Source organism: Kitasatospora sp. NPDC053308, assembly GCF_055585785.1.
Map to the genome: position 1 here is coordinate 171,785 of NZ_JBVJJY010000016.1, position 19,941 is coordinate 191,725.

The following is a 19,941-nucleotide window of genomic DNA, read 5'->3' on the forward strand; positions in this document are numbered from 1 at the left end:
CGTGGACGGGGAGCATCAGCGGGCGGCGATTCCAGGGGTCAGGCGCAGGCGCTCCGGGCGGGCCGGGGCACGCCGGCGCTCGGGCGGCACCTGGTCGCGGCGGGCCTGCCAGGCGAGCAGACGGGCCCGGTCCTGCTCGTCCCCGGCCTCGTCCGGGGCGGCGTCCGGGGCGCTCTCGCGCAGCAGCACCCGGGCCGGGCGCTCCTCGCCGCCGGGCAGCACGTCCAGCACCAGGAAGTGCGTACCGGGCGGGAACACCACCTCGGGGTCCCCCTCCTCGGCGATCACCGACGTGCGGCGCCCGGTGGCGGACCACACCAGGAACTCGACGTCCGTCCCCGGCACCACCTCCGCCTCGGCCGTCCCCACCACCGGTGCGGGCTCCACCAGCAGCACGCCGCGCGCGTACTGGCGCAGCACCTCCTCACCCGCGTCGGCGCCCAGCAGCACTGCGCCCCGGTGGTTGGGCAGTCGGCGCAGCCCGGACCCCAGGCAGGCCAGGTACGGGGCCAACGGGCCCCGGCCGGAACCGGGTTGGCGGGCGATGTCGACCAAGTCGGCGCGGTGCAACGGGACTCCGGTGTCGGCGTGGTGCAGGTAGACCGCCGTGAGGTCGTCCTTCAGATCGTCACGGGCTTGCGCACGCAGCGCGGGCATCCGCAGCGCGGCCTGTTCGGCGCGGCCGGCGTAGCGGTGGAAGTACCCGCCCAGAAGGGCCCGGAAGGCGGCCCGCTCGGCGGCCGTGGACACCCGCCCGGCAGCGGCGGCCCCGGCGGACGGCATGAGGAGCCGGGGCACGGTGGGGACGGGTGGGGCGGATTCGGGTTCGGCCGGGCCGGATTCGGGTTCGGGTTCGGGCTCGGGGGCCGGGGTCTCGAGGGTGCCGCTGCTCTCGACGGGGACGGTCGGTGTCGCGGCGGGGGCGGGTGGCTCCGGGGCCGGGGAGCCGGGAGCGACGGAGGCGGCCCGGGGGGCCTGCGGGGCGGGGGAGTCGGGGATCGCACCGGAGGAACGGCCCGGCGCCGGGACGCCGGGCAGGAGCAGCCGTGGAACCGGGGCGCCCGGGGTGGTGAGCGCGGCCACCAGGTCGTCCAGGAGGTCCAGCACCTCGGCGGGCGCCGTACGGTCGGCCGAACCCACGATCAGGGTGGGCCCCTCGGGGGCGGGGTCGAGCAGTCGGGGGCCGTGGTCGTGCGGTGGCTCCTCGGGGCGCAGCCACAGTCCGGCGGGGACGGCCTCCAGGCGCCAGCCCGCGACGGGTGCCTGGTGCAGCGCGGGGCCGCAGGCCGCGAAACCCGCGGGCAGGGGGCGCCAGGCGGAGGCGATCACGCGGCCCAGTTCGGGGCAGGCGGTCAGTTCGGTCAGCCACGGCTCCCAGCCCGGCGCCGCGTCGGGGCCCAGGACGTGCGAGGACCAGCCGTTCGGGGTCTGCGTGGGCAGGCCGACGGCCGCCCGGACGTCGTGGCCCAGCTCTGCCGCCAACTCGGCTGCCAGGGAGACGAGTTCGGTGGTGCGGGCCCAGGGCGCACTGAGCAGCGGATCCGCCGGGGAGGTCCCGGGCCGACTCGGCAGGGCGGCGAGCGCGGCGGCGACGTCGGCGGCGGGGGGCAGCGGGGCGTCCGGGCGGCCGACCACCAGGAGCGGCGTGCCGGGCGCCGCCGCGGCGCGCAGCAGGAGGGTCGGGGGGACGACCGGTGCGGCCGTGGGAGCGCCGTGGAACCAGAAGCCGTGCGGCAGCACGGCCGGCAGCGGATCGGCCGCGCCGTCGACGGCGGCAGCCGGTGCGGCGGGTGCCGGTGCGGTGGGTGCCGGTGCGGTGGGTGCCGGAGGGGGCGCCGCCACGGTGGCGGGCCGGCCCGTCAGGGCCGCTGACGCCGCCTCGGGAGGTGTCGGCACCGGGGCCTCGACCGCTGCGGCGGGCGCGGGGGCGGTCGCGACCGGCTTGGCCGCAGTCGCGGGCACGCTCGCCGGAGCCGCCCGCCCCGCCTTCGCGCTGCCCGTCCCCGCACCGGCCGCCGTCCCCGGCAGCGGCCACACCGCACCGAGCCGGCGGGTGCGCCCGTCCGGGGCGAACAGCCACCAGGAGGAGGACCCGCCGTCCGCCGCGCTGGTCAGCAGGGTCCCGTCCGGGCGCAGGGTGACCTGCCCGTCCGGGGCCACGATGCTGGTGGCCGCCAGTTCGGCGATCCGCTGGGCGGGCCGGAGCCCGGACTCCGGCGCCGCCGCGAGGCCGGTGGCGGCCAGGACCAGGGTGGCGGCCCTGCGGTCGGCGGCGGTACGGGCGAGCTCGCCGAGCCGGCCGAGCAGGACGGTCTGGGCGTCGGCGGCCGCGGCCAGCACGGTGACGGTGCCCACCACGGGCGGCAGCGCGGCCAGCGCGTCGGTGAGCGCGGCGGGCAGCGCCGCCGGGTCCGGGCCGTGCGCGGAGCCCGGCGCGATGACGAAGTGCGGGCCGACCGCGTGCAGGTCCGCCGCGTGTGCCGCAGCGGCCCCGGCGGTGTCGGCGCCGGTGCGGCGGCGGGTCAGCCAGCGCCGCGCCCCGGCGGCCTCCCGGACGGTGCTCATCGGACCGAGTCCCCTTCCCCTTCGACGCTGTTGCCGCTGTCCCCGTCGTCCACCAGCGCGGTCTGCACCTGCACCGTGCGACGACGGGTGATGTGCAGGGCGCGCCCCGGCGGGAACACCCGAGGCTTGGTGTTGCCGAACAGGAAGCCCTCGCTCGGCGGGCAGGACAGCAGCACCGCCGGGGTGTTGACCTCCTCCAGCTTGCGGAGCAACTGGTCGGAGGAGGCCCGGCCGACGCCGTTGGCGCTGCGCGCCACGATCAGGTGCAGGCCCAGTTCGGTGCCCTGCGCCAGGTGGTCCAGCAGGGGCGCGAACGGGTGGGCGGCGATGCCGCTGGGGGAGCCGGCGACCAGTTCGTAGTCGTCGACCAGGATGAACAGTTCGGGCCCCTCCCACCAGTCGCGCAGCCGCAGCCGCTCCGGCGGGATGTCCGGGCCCGGCAGCCGGTTGGCCATCGCCCGCGCCGCGCCGTCGACGATCTGGCGCAGCACGTCCACGGCGACCGCGTGCCCGAGCCGGTACTCCTGCGGCACCGCGCCCTGCAGCACCCGCCGGTAGTCCACCAGCATGATCCGCGCCTCGTCGGGCCGGTAGGCGGAGGTGATGCCCGCCGCGACCAGCTTCAGCAGATTGGTCTTGCCCGCCTCGCTGTCACCGACCACCACCAGGTGCGGGGTCTCCTCGAAGTCGTGCCACAGCGGGGCCATCGAGACGTCCTGCAGTCCCAGCGGCACCCGCAACCGACCCTCGGGGGCGGGCAGCGCGGCCGCGGGCAGGTGCAGCGGCAGCATCCGCACCTCGGGGGCGCGCGGGCCCCGCCAGTGCTCGGCGACGGCGTCGACCAGGTCCGCGACGCCCTCGCCCAGGTCCTCGGTGCCGCCGTTTCCGTCCAGCCGGGGCAGCGCGGTCAGGAAGTGCAGTTCCTCGCCGGTCAGTCCGCGGCCGGGGATCTTGGGCACCGTCGCGGCGATCCGCATCCCGATCGCCGAGTCCACCGGGTCGCCCAGCCGCAGCTCGAAGCGGGTGCCCAGCAGGTCGCGCAGCGCGCCGGTGACCTCGCCCCAGCGGGTGGTGCCCACGACCAGGTGGATGCCGTAGTTGAGGCCGCGCTGCGCGATCAGGGTCAGTGCCGGCGCCAGGTCCGGGAACTCCTGGCGCACGGTGTTCCAGCCGTCGACGACCAGGAACACGTCACCGTGGCTCTCCCCGGGCAGCGCTCCCTCGGCCAGCGCCCGCCGGAACGCCGCCACCGAGTCGATGCCCAACTCGGCGAAGCTCTGCTCGCGCCGGGCCAGGATGGCGTTGATCTCCGCGACCGTGCGCACCACCCGCTCCGGGTCGTGCCGCCCGGTCACCCCGCCCACGTGCGGCAGGCCGCGCAGCGAGGAGAGCGTGCCGCCGCCGAAGTCCAGGCAGTAGAACTGCACCTCGCGCGGGGTGTGGGTCAGCGCCAGGGACGCCACCAGGGTGCGCAGCAGGGTGGACTTGCCGCTCTGCGGCCCGCCCGCCACGCCCACGTGACCGCCCGCCCCCGACAGGTCGGCGCTCAGCAGGTCGCGCATCTGCTGGAACGGGCGGTCCACCACGCCCACCGGCACCCGCAGGGTGCCCCGGGCGGGATCGTCCTGGGTGGTCAGCCCGTACCCGGCCACCGGCGCCAGCGGAGGCAGCAACTGGTCCAGGGTCGGCGGCACGCCCAGCGGCGGCAGCCACACCTGGTGGGCGGGCGGCCCGGCGTCGACGAGCCGCTCGGCCGCGATGGCCAGCAGGCTCCGGCTCTCCGCCACCTCCTCGGCCTCCGGCTCGGCCGGGACCGCGACGGGCTGACGCGGCGCCACGTACTCCGTGCCGTAGACCGCGACCTGCCCCGCCGCCGCCTGCCGTCGCACCGCAGCCGGCCGCGGCGCCCGGTAGACCCCGGAGACGTACGCCGCCTTGAACCGGGTCAGCGTCGCGATGTCGCTGCGCAGGAACCCGTTGCCCGGCTGCGACGGCAGGTGGTACGCGTCCGGCACTCCCAGCACGCCCCGGCTCTCCATCGCCGAGAACGTCCGCAGGCCGATCCGGTACGACAGGTGCGACTCCAGGGCGTGCATCCGCCCCTCGTCCAGGCGCTGCGAGGCCAGCAGCAGGTGCACCCCCAGCGACCGCCCCAACCGGCCGATCATGATGAACAGGTCCATGAAGTCCCGGTGCGCGGCCAGCAGTTCGGAGAACTCGTCGACCACCACGAACAGCGTCGGCAGCGGTTCCAGCGCCGCCCCGCCGGTCCGGGCCGCCTCGTACTCCAGCAGCGAGCTGTAGTTGCCGGCGGAGCGCAGCAGCTCCTGGCGGCGCACCAGCTCGCCGTGCAGCGCGTCGCGCATCCGGTCCACCAGCGCCGCCTCGTCGGCCAGGTTGGTGATCACCGCCGAGGTGTGCGGCAGCCGGTCCAGCCCCAGGAACGTCGCCCCACCCTTGAAGTCGACCAGCACGAAGTTCAGCACCTCGGAGGAGTGCGTCAGCGCCAGCGACATCACCAGCGTCCGCAGCAGCTCCGACTTGCCCGACCCGGTCGCCCCGATCAGCATCCCGTGCGGCCCCATGCCGCCCTGCGCCGACTCCTTGATGTCGAGTTCCACCGGCGTGCCGTCCGCGGCGATGCCCAGCGGCACCCGCAGCCGGTCGGCCGCGGCGCGCCGCGCCCAGCCGTCCGCCACGTCGTGCCGGTGCAGATCACGGATGCCCAGCAGCGACACCAGGTCGAAGTCCCCGGCCAGCGGCTCCCCGCCCTCCGACTGGGCCCCGATCCGGTACGGCGCCATCAGCCGGGCCAGCCGCCGGGCCGCCGGCAGCGACAGCGCGTCCGCCCGCCCCAGCTCGGTCACCTCGTCCCGGTGGTTGCGGTCCGCGCCGACCATCGCCAGCCGGCCCTCCTCGACCCGCAGCCGAAGCCGGTGGCGCAGCGGCTTCCACTCCAGCGCCCCGCCCAGGTCCAGCAGCACCGCGTTGCGCCACCCCGCCAGCGCCGCCCGGCTTCCCGCACCCACCGGCACCCCGTCCAGCACGACCACCGTGAACGGCTCGTCCCGGCCCGGCTGCGCGTCCGGCTCCCACGGCCCGCGCCCGGCGAACTCCGCCCCCAGCACCTGCTCCAGCTCCGCCACCGACCCCGCCACCAGTCGCACCGGCCCCAGCGCGTCGGTGTCCACCGGGTGCAGCGCGTGCGGCAGCCACTTCGCCCACTCCCATAGCCCCCGCCGCTCCGCGTCGCACACCACCGCGATCCGCAGCTCGTCCGGCGCGTGGAACAGCGCCAACTGCGCCAGCATCGCCCGCACCAGCGCCCGCGCCGCCTCCCGGCCGTCCCCGCCGTCCCGCTCGCCCCCGTTCCCCTCGCCCCCGCGCACCAGCACCTGGGCGTAGCCGCGCACGTACACCGCGATCGGCTGGTCGGCGACCGTGCCGTAGGCGTGGATGAAGCGGCGCAACGCGTGCGCGCACAGCGGCTCCAGGTCCTCCACCGGCTTGGTCGTCAGCGGTGCCAGCCGCACCGCCAGGCGCTGGTGCCCCACCCCCACCCGCACGTCGCCGAAGTCCGGATGCGCACTGCGCCGCTCCCACAGCCGCGAGGTGCGCACCAGCCAGGCCAGCGACCCCGGCGCCGGATGCCGCCAGGCCAGCGCCTCCTGCTGGCGCACGACGTGCCCGCGCACCTGACGGCGCATCTGCGCCAGGTAGCGCAGGTAGTCCCGCCGCTCGGCCCGCAACTCGCGCTTGCGGTCGCTGGAGCCCCGGATCAGCGAGGTCACCAGCATGCCCACCGCGGACAGGCCCATCATGCCCATCGCCACGTACGTCATGATCTCGCCGCCCTCACCGGGGCGCAGGAACACGAACACCATCGACAGCGAGCTCAACGCCATCGGTGCCATCGTGATCATGCTCGACATGCCGCTCTGCGACTCCGGCAGGACCGGCGGCTCCTGCAACTGGATCTCGCCGTCGGGCATCGCCGGCCCGGGGCGTCGCGGCGGACGGTCGACCAGCACCACACTCAACGAAAGCTCTCCTCGCACCGGGGGACGGCCGCGAAGCACCCCGCCGTCCGGGGCGCCGTCCTCCAGGACCACGGGCCGCGGCCGGCACCGGGTTCAGCGCCCGGCCGACGGCCGCCGGAACCCCAACCCGCCGCAGGGTTGAACCCGGTGCCGGCCGCGGCCCGTGCCCCAGAAGGGGAACCACCCCCGCGCACGGCGCGGACACCACCGCACGGACACGAGGAGAACCTTGAACGGGAGTGCCAACGGGACCGCAGCCACCGGACTGTGCCGACTGACGTTCCACGCACCCGACGCGGTGTTCGAACTCGTCGTCCCCGCCGACATCCCCCTCGCCGACCTGCTGCCCGCCGTCCTCGACCACGCCGGGCGCGACCTCGACGAACAGGGCGCCGAACACGACGGCTGGATCCTCCAACGCCTCGGCGAGGCCCCCCTCGACGAGGAACTCGGCGCCGACGCCCTGGGCCTGCGCGACGGCGAGGACCTCCACCTGCGCCCCCGCCGCGACCCCCTGCCCGAAGTCCACTACGACGACCTGCCCGACGGCCTCGCCACCGGCATGCGCGAACGCCCCGACACCTGGCGCCCCGCCTTCACCCACCACACCACCCTCGCCCTGGCCGTCACCACCCTGGCCGGCGGCCTCGCCGTCCTGCTCCTGCCCGGCCCGCCCCACCTGCGCGCCGGTGCCGCCGCCGTCACCGCGCTGTTCCTGCTCCTCGGTGCCCTCAGCGCCTCCCGCGCCGTCGGCGACGCCGGCGCCGGCACCGCCCTGGGCGCCACCGCCGTGCCCTACCTCGCCCTGGCAGGCGCCCTCCTCACCACCGGCACCGGCCCCTCCGCCACCGGAGCCCGCCTGCTCGCCGGCGGCTGCGCCGGCGCCGGAGCCGCCGTCCTGGCCCTGGCCGCCGTCGGCTCCTCCGCCCCGCCCTTCCTCGGCCTGGTCCTGCTCGCCCTGCACGTCACCGCCGCCGGCGCCCTGCTGCTCGCCGGACTCACCCCGCCCGCCACCGCCGCCGCCCTGGCCGTCGCCCCCGTCGCCACCGCCGCCTTCCTGCCCGGACTGTGCTTCCGCTTGTCCGGACTGCGCCTGCCCGCCCTGCCCCGCAACGCCGAGGAACTCCAGGAAGGCATCGAAGCCGTCCCCGCCGCCACCGTCCGCACCCGCAGCACCGTCGCAGACGGCTACCTGACGGCCTTCCACCTCGCCCTCGCCCCCGTCCTCGCCCTCACCCTGACCACCCTCACCGGCCAGCACGGCTGGGCCCCCACCGCCCTGACCTGCGCCCTGTCCCTGCTGCTCCTGCTGCACGCCCGCGGCATCGGCTCCACCCCGCAGCGCCTGGCCGTCCTCCTGCCCGGCGCCCTGGGCCCCGCCCTGCTCACCGCCCACCTCGCCCTCGACCTGGACCCCGCCGCCCGCCTCGGGCTGCTCGCGGCCCTGCTCGCCACCGCCGCCCTGCTGGCCGCCGCCTCCTGGACCGTTCCGGGCCGGCGCCTGCTGCCCTACTGGGGCCGCGCCGCCGACCTGCTGCACACCCTGGCCGCCGTCAGCGTCCTGCCGCTCGCCTTCGCCGCGGCCGGCACCCTCCACGCGCTGCGCGCCCTCGCGGGCTGACCCCCGCGCCGGCCGCGCCCGCCGCATACCCCGAGCCCGCCGCACACCCCGAGCCCGCCGCACACCCCGAGCCCCGCCCCCCGAGGAGAACCACCACCATGCAGTCGAAGCGCGACCAGGTGCAGGCCCACCTGTTCGTGATGGGCCGCCTCGCCACCGGCATCCTGCGCGGCGAACCCGACGCCCCCGACGTCCCCACCGGGCGCACCTCCCGCGGCATCACCACCGGCCTGGTCATCGCCGCCCTCGCCTGCCTGATCGCCGCCGTCTACGGCGTCCTCGTCCCCGGCGGCGCCACCGGCTGGAAGAAACCCGGCACCCTCGTCCTGGTCAAGGAGAACGGCGCCCGCTACCTCTACCTCGACGGAGCCCTCCACCCCCTCCTCAACGAGACCACCGCCCGCCTGCTCGCCGGCGACCGGCTCACCGTCGACCAGGTCAGCGTGCACTCCCTGGCCGACACCCCGCGCGGCACCCCGCTGGGCATCCTCGGCGCTCCCGACGGCCTGCCGGACGCCGACCGCCTCACCACCGCCCCCTGGCTCGCCTGCGCCACCACCGGCCCCGGCCCCACCGGCACCAGCCAACCCCGACTCGCCCTCGCCATCGACCCCACCACCCACGGCACCGCCCTCACCGACGACCAGGCCCTCCTGGTCGCCGCCCCGGACGGCACCCAACACCTCCTGTGGCACGGCCGCCGCCTGCGCCTGGACACCCGCACCCGCGCCCGCCAAGCCCTCGGCCAGGCCGCCGTCACCGCCCGCCCCGTCACCCAGTCCTTCCTCGACGCCCTGCCCGCCGGCCCCGACCTCGCCGCCCCCGACCTCGACCAGCGCGGCACCCCCGGCCCCGACCTCGCCACCCGCCCCACCCGCATCGGACAGCTCTTCACCGGCCCCGGCGGCGACCCCTACCTGCTCACCCCCGCCGGACTCACCCCACTCGACCCGATGACCCTGCACCTGCTGCAAGCCGACCCCCGCACCCAGCAGAGCGCCTACCAGGGCGCCGCCGCCACCCCCGCCGCCATCGGCGCCGCCGACCTCGCCGCCCACAGCGCACCCCCCACCCCCGCCCCCGCCACCCCCGCCCTGCCCACCACCGTGCCCGAACTCCTCACCGCCCCCCAGGGCCGCGACGTCTGCGCCGAACTGCACCCGGGCACCCCGAGCCCCACCACCACCCTCGCCCTCGTCGACGACACCGCCGTCCAGGGCCCCGCCCCCACCGCCCAGCCCGGCATCGAGGCCGCCTGCACCCCCGCCGACACCATCGCGGTGCGCCCCGGCGGCGGCGCCCTGGTACGCGCCCTGTCCACCGCCGGCACCGGCGCCACCCTCTACCTGGTCACCGACAACGCGGCCAAGTACCCGCTCGCCTCACCCGCCGTCGCCAAACAGCTCGGCTACGGCGACGTCACCCCCGCGGGCGTGCCCGCCGCCCTGTTGGCCCTGCTGCCCACCGGCCCCAGCCTCGACCCGGCCGCCCTCACCGGCACCGCCACCGCGAGCCCCGCGGCACCGGCCCCGGCCGGAGCGCCCTGCCCCCGGTGAACCAACGCTCCGCACCACCCCGTTGTCCGAGATGAACCCGGCGAACCGAACGCCCGGGCCCGACGAAAGGAGCCCCCGATGGTGGCCCCCAACCTGCAGACGGACGACGCCTCCGTCCAGGGCATCCTGTCCAACCTCGAGCACCACCTCGGCGCCATGAAGCGCGCCGCCGCGCAGGTCGAGGACGTCAACAGCGAGGTCCGGGACCACTTCAGGGCCGCCTGCAGTACCGAGTACCAGGGCAAGATCGAGGAGTGGCAGGGGCGCTACCAGCAGCTCCAGAACGCCTACAACGACTTCCACGGCAAGTTCGGCGCCGGCCACCGCCAGGTCAACACCGCCCACGAGGAAGCCCTGGACATCGGCCGCAACTGGGGCTCCGGACCCTCCAACGAGGTCTACCACGGCCTCACCCCCTGACGGTTCGCGGGCCCCCGACGACCCGACCACCCACCGAGAGGACCACCGATGGCCAGCATCCTGCTCAACCACGCCAACATCGACGAGGCGGCCGACGCCCTGACCCAGGCCAGCCAGGCCATGTTCAACACCACCCGAGACTTCGCCACGGCCGTCAAGACCGCCCAGGACAAACTCGACGGCGAACTCGCCAACGCCGCCCGCGCCTTCCACGACCTCCTCGTCGCCCAGAACACCGAGATGGACAACGACATCAAGGCAGGCGCCGACATCCTGCGCACCATGCACGGCCTGCTGCGCGACGCCGACAACCGCGCCGCCGGGGGCATCGGCTGATGTCCTCGTCCGTCCCGCTTCCCCAGGTCACCACCCTCAGCGTCAACCACGACGACCTGAAGGACTTCGCGGAGCGGGTGCTGGCCGCCGCCCTGACCAACCTGGAGAACGACCCCGGGTTCGCCACCATGCTGGCCTTCTCCGGCAAGGGCGGAGTGACCACCAAGACGCCCTTCACCGAGCTGCTGACCGGGGCCTTCGAGAGTGGAACCCACCTGCACGACCTGTTCGCCGCCAACCTGGCGGGCGGCGTGCTGCAGGACTACACGAAGTTCCACCAGCAGCTGGCCAAGGCCCAGGGCGACATCCGGCTCTTTCTGCGGCAGATGGACGACGCGCACCAGGACGCCCTGACGGCCGCCCAGGTGATGCAGATCCTCCAGGACGTCATCGCCGCCGGTGGCGGTGGTGGCGGTGGCGGTGGCGGGGGCGGGGGGTAGCGCCCACTGCCGGCCCGGCCGTACCCGAACGCCCCACTCGCTTCCCGTTCTTGGAGAACCCGTGACCACCGACCAGCCCCCCGCTCAGGAGAACCTGCTCTGGGAGGACATCATCGCCGCGTTCAACTCCAAGAAGACGCCGGTGGACATCGTCAAGCGGGCGGACATCGCGGGCCCCAAGGCGGCCCCCTGGCTCACCGGATCGTTCAGCAACGAGACGGGGTACTTCGACGCCAACGACGAGGGCCCGAACTCCACCACGCAGCGCTCGGGCGACGGCGGCAAGCCGGCCGACGTCTGGTGGGCGATGAACTTCCTCGACGGCTCGAGCGAGCACCACTTCCTGATCTCGATCCACATCGACTACTCGAAGTGGGGCAACGACCCCGCCGGGGCGCTGTCCAAGTTCAACTGGCAGGGCGAGTACATCCTCGGGCCGATCCTCCCGGACACGGACGTGCTGGCGGACCCGGACAAGGTCAGCACCAAGGGCAACGACGTCATCCACCCGCAGAGCCTGCTGGCCGCCTCCACCGGGATCGACGACACCGTGAAGTGGCTGACCCAGCAGGGCGACGCCGCGCGCGACTGGGCCGCCAAGATCGACGCCCCGGGCAGCAGCTGGGAGGGCAGCGCGGCCGGCGAGTTCAAGACCCTCCTCCAGCGGTTCGCCCTCGAACTCGACGACCTCAAGAACCAGTTGACGTCGGCGAACTACGGGCCGCTGCTGAAGGCGGCGGCCCGCCAGATCGGGGTGACCATCGGTGATCTCTACAAGGCGCGCCAGACCTGGTACGCCGTCGGCTTCCCGTACCAGTGCATCTACGAGGTCCTGACGGAGGTCATGGCCAAGAGTCCGCCGACATGGACCGGAACCGCGTGGAACTACACCACCGAGCTCGGCGATCCGCACAACGCCGACTTCTACACCGCGCTCGACGCCCGCGCCAAGGCCCGTTGGCTGGAGAAGGTCGCCACCCTGCTCGACAAGCCCGGCAACACCGCGCTGACCGGGCTCGGAAACTCCTACCAGCCGCTGATCAGCAAGCTGCACTTCGGGCTGCTGCCGGTGGGTGTCACACTCCCGCCCAAGGACGTCCCTGACCCCAACAACGGCGGCACCGGCGGAGGGGGCGGCGGAGCCGGCGGGATCGGCGGAGGAGACGGCGGCACCGGCGGGATCGGCGGAGGAGGCGGCGGCAACCACAGGAAGGTCGACCTCGGCGGCCCCCCTCCGCCGGTCATCGGCGGCTCCGGCAGCGGCGGCGGTGGGACCGGCGGCGCCGGCGCCGCCGGGGCCGGCACGCCGATCCGCGACAAGGACGGCAAGGTCCTCCTCGGCACGGACGGCAAACCGCTGCTGCTGCCGCCCGGCGGCTACATCGGCGACGGCGGCAAGGTCTACGACGCCAACGGCAAGGAGGTGCTCGGCAAGGACGGCAAGCCGATCGTGGTCCCCCCGGGCGCGAACGTGCCGCCGGGCACCGGCGGGGGCGTCTACGGCACCAACGCCAAGGTGCCCAAGGGTTCGACCGTGCGCGAGGACGGCACGGTCGTCGACGCCGACGGCAAGCCGGTGCTGGACGCCAACGGCAACCCCTACGTCCTGGAGAAGGGCGGCTCGATCGCCCAGGACGGCACCCTGCTGGGTGCCGACAGGAAGCCGATCCCCGACTCCCTCCAGCGCTCGCGCGACCTGCAGAGCGCGTGGAACTCGCGGGGCTCCGGCGGGCCGCTGACCGGCGGGCTCGGCTCCGGCGGCCTCGGTGGTCTCGGCGACCTCGGTGGCCTCGGTGGCCTCGGTGGGGGAGGGCGCGGGTCGTCCACGGGCTCCTCGACCTGGACGACCGACCTCGGCGCCGGCGGTGCCGGTTCCTACGCCTCCCTCCCCGGCCTGTTCGGCGGCCTCGGCTCCGGCAGCGCCTTGGCGCCCACCGGCACGGGCGGCGCCTCCGGCCCCCGCATCCTCGGCTCCGGCGCCGGCCTCGGCCCCCGCGTCCAGGAGAACTTCGGTCAGGGACCGGGCGGCAAGTCCGGGCTCGCGGGGGCCGCGGGCGCCGCCGAGGCGGCCGCCGAGAAGGCTGCGGCGCAGAAGGCCGCCGCGCTCGCCGCCGAGGAGGCCGCCGCCATGCGCGGCCGCTCGGTGTCCACCAGCGGCGGCATGCCGATGGCGCCGCCGATGGGCGGCGGCATGGGAGCCGGGGGCCAGGGCGAGAAGGGCCGCCAGCGCACCACCTGGCTGGCGGAGGACGAAGAGGTGTGGGGCACCGACACCGGTGCGGTCAGCGGCGTGATCGGCCGCTGACCGCACCCGGCCCGCAGAGACCCCGAAACAGGAGAGAAGAGGTATGTCGCACGCGTTCGTGGAGCAACTGAACCAGGCTCTGGCCGACTTGGCGCAGCAGCAGGAGAAGCTGGCCGAGTCCACCCGCCGCATGCAGGCGATGACCGCCGAGGCCACCAGCAAGGACCGGATGGTCACCGCGAAGGTCGGCCCGCAGGGTCAGCTGATCGCGCTGACCTTCCACACCACCGGCTACCAGTCCATGGCCCCGGCCGAGTTGAGCGCCCTGCTGAAGGACGTCCTCAATGAGGCCAAGGCCCGGATGGGCGAGCGGATCACCGCCGAGATGCGCACCTTCGAGGGCGTCGGCCAGAGCCTGCGCATGAACTTCACCGGTGAGCGCGGCGACGAGGACCTGTTCGGGGCCGGTACGGGCCTGGACCTCGACACGCTGCTCGCCCCGCTCACCGCGATGCGCCCCGGCGCGGAGCGGACCGTCAAGTCCCGCAGGCAGGAGGAGTTCAATGGGTGACACGCTGCGCCTGGACGGCGACGCCAGGAAGGCCTTCAGCAACTTCGAGGACGTGTCCGCGCTGGTCAAGAAGGTCGCCGGGGAGATGCAGGACATCCACGACAAGAACGTCAGGGCGGGCGGCGGCGACGACATCGGCAAGCAGTACCACGACAAGATCGACAAGCCGACCCAGGACCTCTACGGGCTGACGACGGACATCAGCGCCAAGATCGACGCGATGGCCGCGCACGGCCAGGACACGGTCACCCTCTTCCACCGCACCGACGAACACAACGTGGGTCTGACGAGGTAGCGCCCGTCCCCTCCTGCTGCCCCGTCCACCCGCCCCGCCAGTCCCTCCTGCCGTCAGTCCCCTCCCCGGAGGCCCCGCGCCGTGTCCCACTCCTCGATCCACGTCTCCCCGGGCCTGGCGCAGTTCTTCCACATCATCAGCGGCATGCCGTGGCCCGAGTCCGACGAAGGGCTGCTGCGCGACGTCAGGGACGACTACCTGGCCCTGGCCGAGGACCTGCCGAAGCTGGCCGGCTACATCCAGGACGCGGTGAAGAACTGCGACCAGCGGATCGAGGGCAAGGCCGCCGACGCCTTCCGCAAGGAGTGGGGCAAGTTCATCGGCACGGACAGCCAGCCCGGCCCGCTCGACCAGACCCATGACCTCTGCACCCAACTGGCCGAGTTGGCTGGCAAGGTCGCCAACACCGTCGAGTACACCAAGTGGATGGCGATCGGCCAGCTCGTCCAGCTGCTCCTGGAGATCGCCCTGGCCATCGCCTGGTCCGTCTACACCGGGGGCGTCTCCCTCATCGAGCTGGAGTGGCAGAAGATCCTCACGAGGCAGTTCCTCCTCCAGCTCATCAAGAAGCTCGTCCTGCTGATCGTCATGCACACCTTCGGCGGCATCGTCGGCGGCCTGATGCTGGACGCGATCATCCAGGGCATCCAGTTCAAGCGCGGCGACCGGCACGAGTGGGACAAGGACCTCACCAAGCAGGCGGCGATCTTCGGCGCGATCAGCGGGGCGATCGGCGGCCCGCTCAGCATCCTGGGGGAGGGCCTGGGCAAGCTTCTGGGCCCGCGCCTGAGCAAGCTGTTCGTGGAGAGCGCGCTCAACGACGTCGTCAAGGGGCTGACCGGGGGCGTCGCCAAGGACGTCGGGGAGGGCGTCGCGGGCGGCGCCCTCAAGGGGGCGGGCAAGGACCTCGGGGAGGGCGTCGCGGGCGGCGCCCTCAAGGGGGCGGGCAAGGACCTCGGGGAGGGCGTCGCGGGCGGCGCCCTCAAGGGGGCCGGCAAGGAGGCCGGCGAGGGCTTCGGCCGGCTGCTCGGCGACGAGGCGGCCGAGCGGTTCGCCAACGGCATCACCAACCTGCTGAAGGAGAACGCCCAGTACCTGGCCAAGGGGTTCAAGGCCGGGCGCAGGGTCGGCGCGGCGACCGGCGAGAAGTTCGTGCGCGAGCTCGGCGAGCTCTTCGAGAAGGAGCTCGGCCGGGAACTGGGCGGCACGTTCGCCCGGGAGATGGGCGAGCAGATCGGCAGGCAGTTCGTCCAGCACTCGCTGAAGACGGTGGCGAAGGAGAGCAGCCAGACGGCGCTCAAGGAGGCCCTGGAGAACCTCGCCAAGCGCGACGGCAAGGTCGCCCTGACGCCCGAGCTCAAGCTACTGGTCGAGAAGATGCCCGAACTCGCGGGCGGCGTCAGCAAGATGAACAAGATGTTCCACCTCGGGGCCGTCCTGGGCGGCCAGTTCGAGGCCGGCATCAACCAGTACCTCACCGAGGGCATCTACAACACGATCTACAACGGCGAGTGGCAAGCCGGCGGGATGAGCTTCCTCGGCGGCTTCATGATGGGCGGCATGCGGCACATGATCATGGGCCTCGCCTCGCCGCTGACCCTCCGCTACGCGGACTACGTCCGAAGCCTGGAGAGCTCCCGGATCACCGAGGAGAACGGCGGGTTCTACGGCCCGACGCACGCGCTGACGTTCCTCTCGGTGATCAGCAACATGGGCGGCCACTCGGCGCCGTTCCCGGTGCCCCGGCCCGGGCACATCGACCAGATCGCCGGGACGAGGACGGCGGGCGGCGACGGCGCCTCGCTCCGGTCCGACGGCGCCTCACTGTCCGGCTCGACCCCCCTCGGCTCGGGCAGCCACCACCGGGAGGAGAACGGTGACGGCGTCCTCGCCGACCCCGAGGGCAAGAGCAGCTTCAGCTCCTCGGTCGACGGCGGCTGGGACCCGAAGGCGCCCTCCCGCCAGGTCAGGACCCAGTCCGAGGACGGGGGGACCGCCGTCCCCAAGGGGGCCAGGTCCGCGACCCCCACGACGGGCGGGCCCGAGAGCACGGGCGACCCCAGGAGCACGGACGCCGCCGGGAAGCCGGTCACCGGCGGGGAGCGCGGCGCCACCGCTACCGCTTCCGCGGGGGCGGACGGCCAGGGCGGCGCCGTGAAGCCGCAGCAGCCGCAGCGCAGGCCACGTCCGGACCACCGCACCACCGTCGCCGAGGAAAGCTCCGAACCGCCCCTGCACACGCCCTCGCCCGCGACCGAGGGCGGCGCGGGCGGGCACGCGCAGCCGCGTGCGAACGACGGTGTCCGCAACGAGGCCACCGCGCAGCAGACGGTCCGCACCAGCTCCGGCGGCGGCACCGCACCGGCCCACCCGAACCGGACCGACCCGGTGAATGCCGACTCCGGCCGCGCCGACCCGACCCGGACCGACCCCGGCCGCCCCGACGCGCTGAATGCCGATCCCGGCCGCCCCGGCCCGGACCGCCCCGGCCCGGACCGCCCCGGCCCGGACCGCCCCGGCCCGGACCGCCCCGGCCCGGACCGCCCCGCCCCGCAGGGCTCGCGGCCCGACCCGGAGCCGGCCGCCCCCAGCGGCCCGCACACCCCCGACACCGCCCCGGTCCCGTCCGCCACCGCCTCCGGCCACCTCTACCACCAGGTCGACGCGCCGGAGCACGCCAAGGCGCCCGCCGGCGACGAGCGGCGCACGGCCTGGCAGGACCGGCAGCGTTCCCTCGCCGAGGACCACGACGCGAGGCTCGCCGATGCCGAGCAGCGGGAGGCGACCCGCCGTGCGATCGAGGACCGCCTGACCGAGGGGGCCGGCCGGCTGCCCCGGGAACTGCGCGCCCTCGTGAAGCCGGACTCGCCGGTGTGGCGCCGGGCCGCGGAGACCATGCGCGAGGACATCGAGGCGCGCCCGCACGAGCGCGAGGAGATCCTCGCCGCCGCCGCGGACCGCCTGGAGCTGGCCGGCGGCCGCGAACTCGCGCTCACCTTCGCCACCCGCCGCTTCGAGCGGCTGCTGGCCGACCGCGGGCTCGGTCCCGAGCACTCCGGGGACCACACCACGGCGGAGATCCGCCAGGAGGCCACGGAGAAGTTCCGCACCGAAGCCGAGCATGACATCGCCCAACTGTTCACCGCGCGAACCGACTTCACCCCCGAGCGCAACGCCCTGGCCGCCCGGGCGCTGGAGCGCCGCCTGCGCGAGGCCGCCCGGGAACTGGACGTGCGCCAGGCGCGCGCCGAGGCGATCCGGCAGGTCGACCGGGCGGTGGACGACGCCCACGCCCGGTGGTCGGCGGACACGCTCACCGAAGGGGACCGCGCCCTGCTGGAAGCGGCCGGTGTGCCGCACGACGGCCGGCTGTCGCCGGAGGCCCGTGACCGGGTCGCCGACGTCCTGCGGGAGCGGATCGAGGGGCTGCACCGCGACGGGGACTCCTTCCAACTGATCGAGGAGGAGGGCAAGGCCGGCGGGGAGGCGCTCACCCCCGTCGACCCGACCCGCCTGGGCCGGGCCCGGCTGGACGCGGACTTCCAGGAGGCCCTGGACCGCCACCGGGCCGCACTGCCCCACGAGTTCACCGTCCAGGCGGTCCGCGAAGCGGTGCTGAAGCGCTCCGTCACCGCGGTGGACGACGCAGCCGCGGCGTGGAAGGACACCGCCGCCGACCAGTTCGGCCCCGAGGCGCTGCGCGAACTCGGCCTGGCAGACGGTCCGTCCCCGCGCGCGGTGGCCGCCGCCCGCGCCGAGCTCGCCCGCCGCGCCGACCGCCTGGTCGCCGAGCACACCGCCGCCGACCGAGACCCGGCCCGGCTCAGGGCGGAACTGGACCGGCTGACCTCCCCGGCCGAGGCCAACCGCCTGTTGGCCCTGCACGGCGCCCGGGAGGAGGCGCTGCGCGCCGCCGAGGACACCGCCCGCACCGAGGTCCCGCACGACCTGGGCGGCCCGGAGCACACCGACCGCGGCGGTGACACGGCCGCCACGGTCGAAATGGCCCTGGGCCGCCCGGCCGCCACCGCCGCGCCCGCCTCCAGCGCCGCCCGGCGGGTCCGCGAGGGCTACACCGAGCGGATCCGCACCGCCTTCGACGACACCTTCGGCGCCCTGCTGCGGGACCGGGACACCGACCACCGCACCCGCCTGACCGAGCAGTTGGAGATCTGGCGCCGCACCCGCGACCGGCTGACCGAGGGCCTGGCGGACCACGTCGCCTTCGAACGCGACGTCCTGCCCGCCCGCGAGCACGCCGCCGCCGGCTACGACCGCCTCGCCGAGGGCCGCCAGGTGCCGGAGGCGGACGTCCGCAAGCTGAAGACCGAGTACGGCGACGGCTTCTTCGACGCCTACCGGCAGCACTGGGCACCGGAGGACCTGGACGGCGAGCACTGGCGCGCCCACGAGGCGGCCCACGAGAACGTCTTCGGCCGCCGCCCCGCCGAGGAACAGCCCGGGGCCGAGCCCGAGCCCACCCACGAGCCGGAGGAGAAGCAGACCCCCACCCAGGGCACCCCGTCCGGCCCGCTCACCCGCCCCGCCGACCCGGTCCCGGACACGCCCCCCGCCGTCCCGCCGCCCGCCGGGCCGCCCGCCGGGCCGCCTCCGCTCCTGCCCGCCTCCGCCTGGTCCGACATCCGCACGTTGGCACCGCCCGCCCGGATGGACACCGTCCGCTTCGACCCCCGGGTGCGCGGCCAGGGCGGCCCGGGCGACATCGCCGGCCCCGGCGTGCGCGAGCAGTACGAGAACCGGCAGCGCAGCCTCGGCGGCCTGCACGGCGCCGACACCACGATCAGGTACGACGTACGGCGCTTCGAGGCCCGACCCGGCCACTGGGTCACCGAGTTCACCTTGAACCTGCACCTCCAGGGGCCCGACCGCCGCCCGCTGGACGCGGCCGCCGCCGCCCGGATGCTCGACCGCGCCCGCACGGTGGTCGCCGACCGCTTCAACGAACGCTTCCGCCTGCCCGGCGGCGACCAGGTCCACCTGCGGGTCGAGGGCGCCCCCAACGCCACCGGCGCCCACCAGAGCATCACCGTCCTGCCCGGTGACGGGCGCAGCGACCAGCTCCACTGGTACGACCGGAGCGCGCCCGGCGTCCTGCTGCACGAACTGCTGCACTTCCTCGGCCTGCCGGACGAGTACGTCGAACCGGCCCGGAAACCGGGTGACGCCTTCGCGCTGCGCCGCCGCGACCGCTGGGCGGGCGAGAACGGCGTCATGGGCACCTCGGCCCACCGCGACGACTTCACCGTCCTGCCCCGCCACCTCCAGCGGATCCAGGAGGTCCTCCACTCGGGCCCGGTCCTGCGCGACCTGACCCACGACCAGTACCGCTCCCACCCGGAGACGACGCCGGACGCCCCGGTCGCCCCGCACACCCCCGCCCCGCCGAACGGCGCGACCCACCTCACTCAGAGCCCCGTCACCCAGAGCCCCGCCACCCAGCCCTCCGCCAACAAGCCGCCGAACGCCCCGGCGCCGGTGCACGAGTCACGCGTGAACGTCCAGGACCACCAGGACCGCCAGGACGACCACGACACCGACGGCGGCAGTGGCCTGCGGGGCCCCGCCGCCGCGCCGCTGCCCCCAGCCGACCCGGTCGCCGTGGGCTTGGCCCGGCGTCATCTCGATGCCGCGGCCCAGGACCCGGCGCTGTACAGGTTCATGGGGTGGATCAAGGGCGGCGGGTTCACGAGCAAGCGTGACGAGGAGGGCATGATCAAGGTCCGTGAGGGGGAGTGGTACGAATCCCTGCTCGACGAGGTCCAGACCTTCCTCGACCACGCGCAGACGCTGCGCCCGGCCGGGGAGCAGCCGGTGGGGGAGTCCCTGCGCCT

11 protein-coding genes are annotated in these 19,941 nt (G+C 75.0%); 9 read left to right on the forward strand and 2 right to left on the reverse strand.

The window, feature by feature from the left end; genetic code table 11:
* Nucleotides 1–15: 15 nt before the first annotated feature.
* Nucleotides 16–2,565 carry a hypothetical protein gene (locus ACZ6Y7_RS29360; RefSeq protein WP_465760965.1) on the reverse strand — a complete coding sequence of 850 codons (2,550 nt, stop codon included), beginning with the start codon at nucleotides 2,563–2,565 and terminating at the stop codon, nucleotides 16–18.
* On the reverse strand, nucleotides 2,562–6,605 hold the full coding sequence (gene eccCa / locus ACZ6Y7_RS29365; RefSeq protein WP_465760966.1) for a type VII secretion protein EccCa: 4,044 nt from the start codon (nucleotides 6,603–6,605) through the stop codon (nucleotides 2,562–2,564). The genes ACZ6Y7_RS29360 and eccCa overlap by 4 nt, the downstream gene beginning before the upstream one ends.
* Before the next feature lie 229 nt (nucleotides 6,606–6,834).
* On the opposite strand from eccCa, the gene eccD reads away from it, so the two are divergent.
* The 9 genes from eccD to ACZ6Y7_RS29410 form a co-directional block, all read left to right on the forward strand.
* Complete coding sequence (gene eccD, locus ACZ6Y7_RS29370) at nucleotides 6,835–8,226, forward strand: type VII secretion integral membrane protein EccD (RefSeq protein WP_465760967.1); 1,392 nt, start codon at nucleotides 6,835–6,837, stop codon at nucleotides 8,224–8,226.
* A gap of 98 nt (nucleotides 8,227–8,324) precedes the next feature.
* The gene (gene eccB, locus ACZ6Y7_RS29375) at nucleotides 8,325–9,782 is read left to right on the forward strand and encodes a type VII secretion protein EccB (RefSeq protein ID WP_465760968.1); all 1,458 of its coding nucleotides are present in this window, start codon (nucleotides 8,325–8,327) and stop codon (nucleotides 9,780–9,782) included.
* Nucleotides 9,783–9,860: 78 nt separating this feature from the next.
* Complete coding sequence (locus tag ACZ6Y7_RS29380; RefSeq protein WP_465760969.1) at nucleotides 9,861–10,202, forward strand: hypothetical protein; 342 nt, start codon at nucleotides 9,861–9,863, stop codon at nucleotides 10,200–10,202.
* A gap of 48 nt (nucleotides 10,203–10,250) precedes the next feature.
* Nucleotides 10,251–10,538: a hypothetical protein gene (locus tag ACZ6Y7_RS29385; RefSeq protein ID WP_465760970.1), complete on the forward strand. Its 288-nt coding sequence runs from the start codon at nucleotides 10,251–10,253 to the stop codon at nucleotides 10,536–10,538.
* Nucleotides 10,538–10,978 carry a hypothetical protein gene (locus tag ACZ6Y7_RS29390; protein WP_465760971.1) on the forward strand — a complete coding sequence of 147 codons (441 nt, stop codon included), beginning with the start codon at nucleotides 10,538–10,540 and terminating at the stop codon, nucleotides 10,976–10,978. Before ACZ6Y7_RS29385 ends, ACZ6Y7_RS29390 begins: the two co-directional genes overlap by 1 nt.
* Before the next feature lie 61 nt (nucleotides 10,979–11,039).
* Nucleotides 11,040–13,283, forward strand: a complete 2,244-nt coding sequence (locus tag ACZ6Y7_RS29395) for a WXG100 family type VII secretion target (protein WP_465760972.1) — start codon at nucleotides 11,040–11,042, stop codon at nucleotides 13,281–13,283.
* 43 nt (nucleotides 13,284–13,326) lie between these two features.
* Nucleotides 13,327–13,794, forward strand: coding sequence for a YbaB/EbfC family nucleoid-associated protein (locus ACZ6Y7_RS29400; RefSeq protein ID WP_465760973.1), 468 nt, complete (start codon nucleotides 13,327–13,329; stop codon nucleotides 13,792–13,794).
* A complete protein-coding gene (locus ACZ6Y7_RS29405) occupies nucleotides 13,787–14,089 on the forward strand; it encodes a hypothetical protein (RefSeq protein ID WP_465760974.1) in 303 nt (100 codons plus the stop codon). Before ACZ6Y7_RS29400 ends, ACZ6Y7_RS29405 begins: the two co-directional genes overlap by 8 nt.
* 81 nt (nucleotides 14,090–14,170) lie before the next feature.
* Nucleotides 14,171–19,941 (forward strand): WXG100-like domain-containing protein (locus ACZ6Y7_RS29410; RefSeq protein ID WP_465760975.1); only part of this gene is annotated, 5,771 nt, incomplete at its 3' end.

Bases quoted from the DNA above. Each gene is read 5' to 3' on its own strand.
- eccB (WP_465760968.1), top strand. From the start codon at position 8,325: ATGCAGTCGAAGCGCGACCAGGTGCAGGCCCACCTGTTCGTGATGGGC.
- ACZ6Y7_RS29390 (WP_465760971.1), top strand. From the start codon at position 10,538: ATGTCCTCGTCCGTCCCGCTTCCCCAGGTCACCACCCTCAGCGTCAAC.
- ACZ6Y7_RS29405 (WP_465760974.1), top strand. From the start codon at position 13,787: ATGGGTGACACGCTGCGCCTGGACGGCGACGCCAGGAAGGCCTTCAGC.
- ACZ6Y7_RS29380 (WP_465760969.1), top strand. From the start codon at position 9,861: ATGGTGGCCCCCAACCTGCAGACGGACGACGCCTCCGTCCAGGGCATC.
- ACZ6Y7_RS29385 (WP_465760970.1), top strand. From the start codon at position 10,251: ATGGCCAGCATCCTGCTCAACCACGCCAACATCGACGAGGCGGCCGAC.
- ACZ6Y7_RS29400 (WP_465760973.1), top strand. From the start codon at position 13,327: ATGTCGCACGCGTTCGTGGAGCAACTGAACCAGGCTCTGGCCGACTTG.
- ACZ6Y7_RS29360 (WP_465760965.1), bottom strand. From the start codon at position 2,565: ATGAGCACCGTCCGGGAGGCCGCCGGGGCGCGGCGCTGGCTGACCCGC.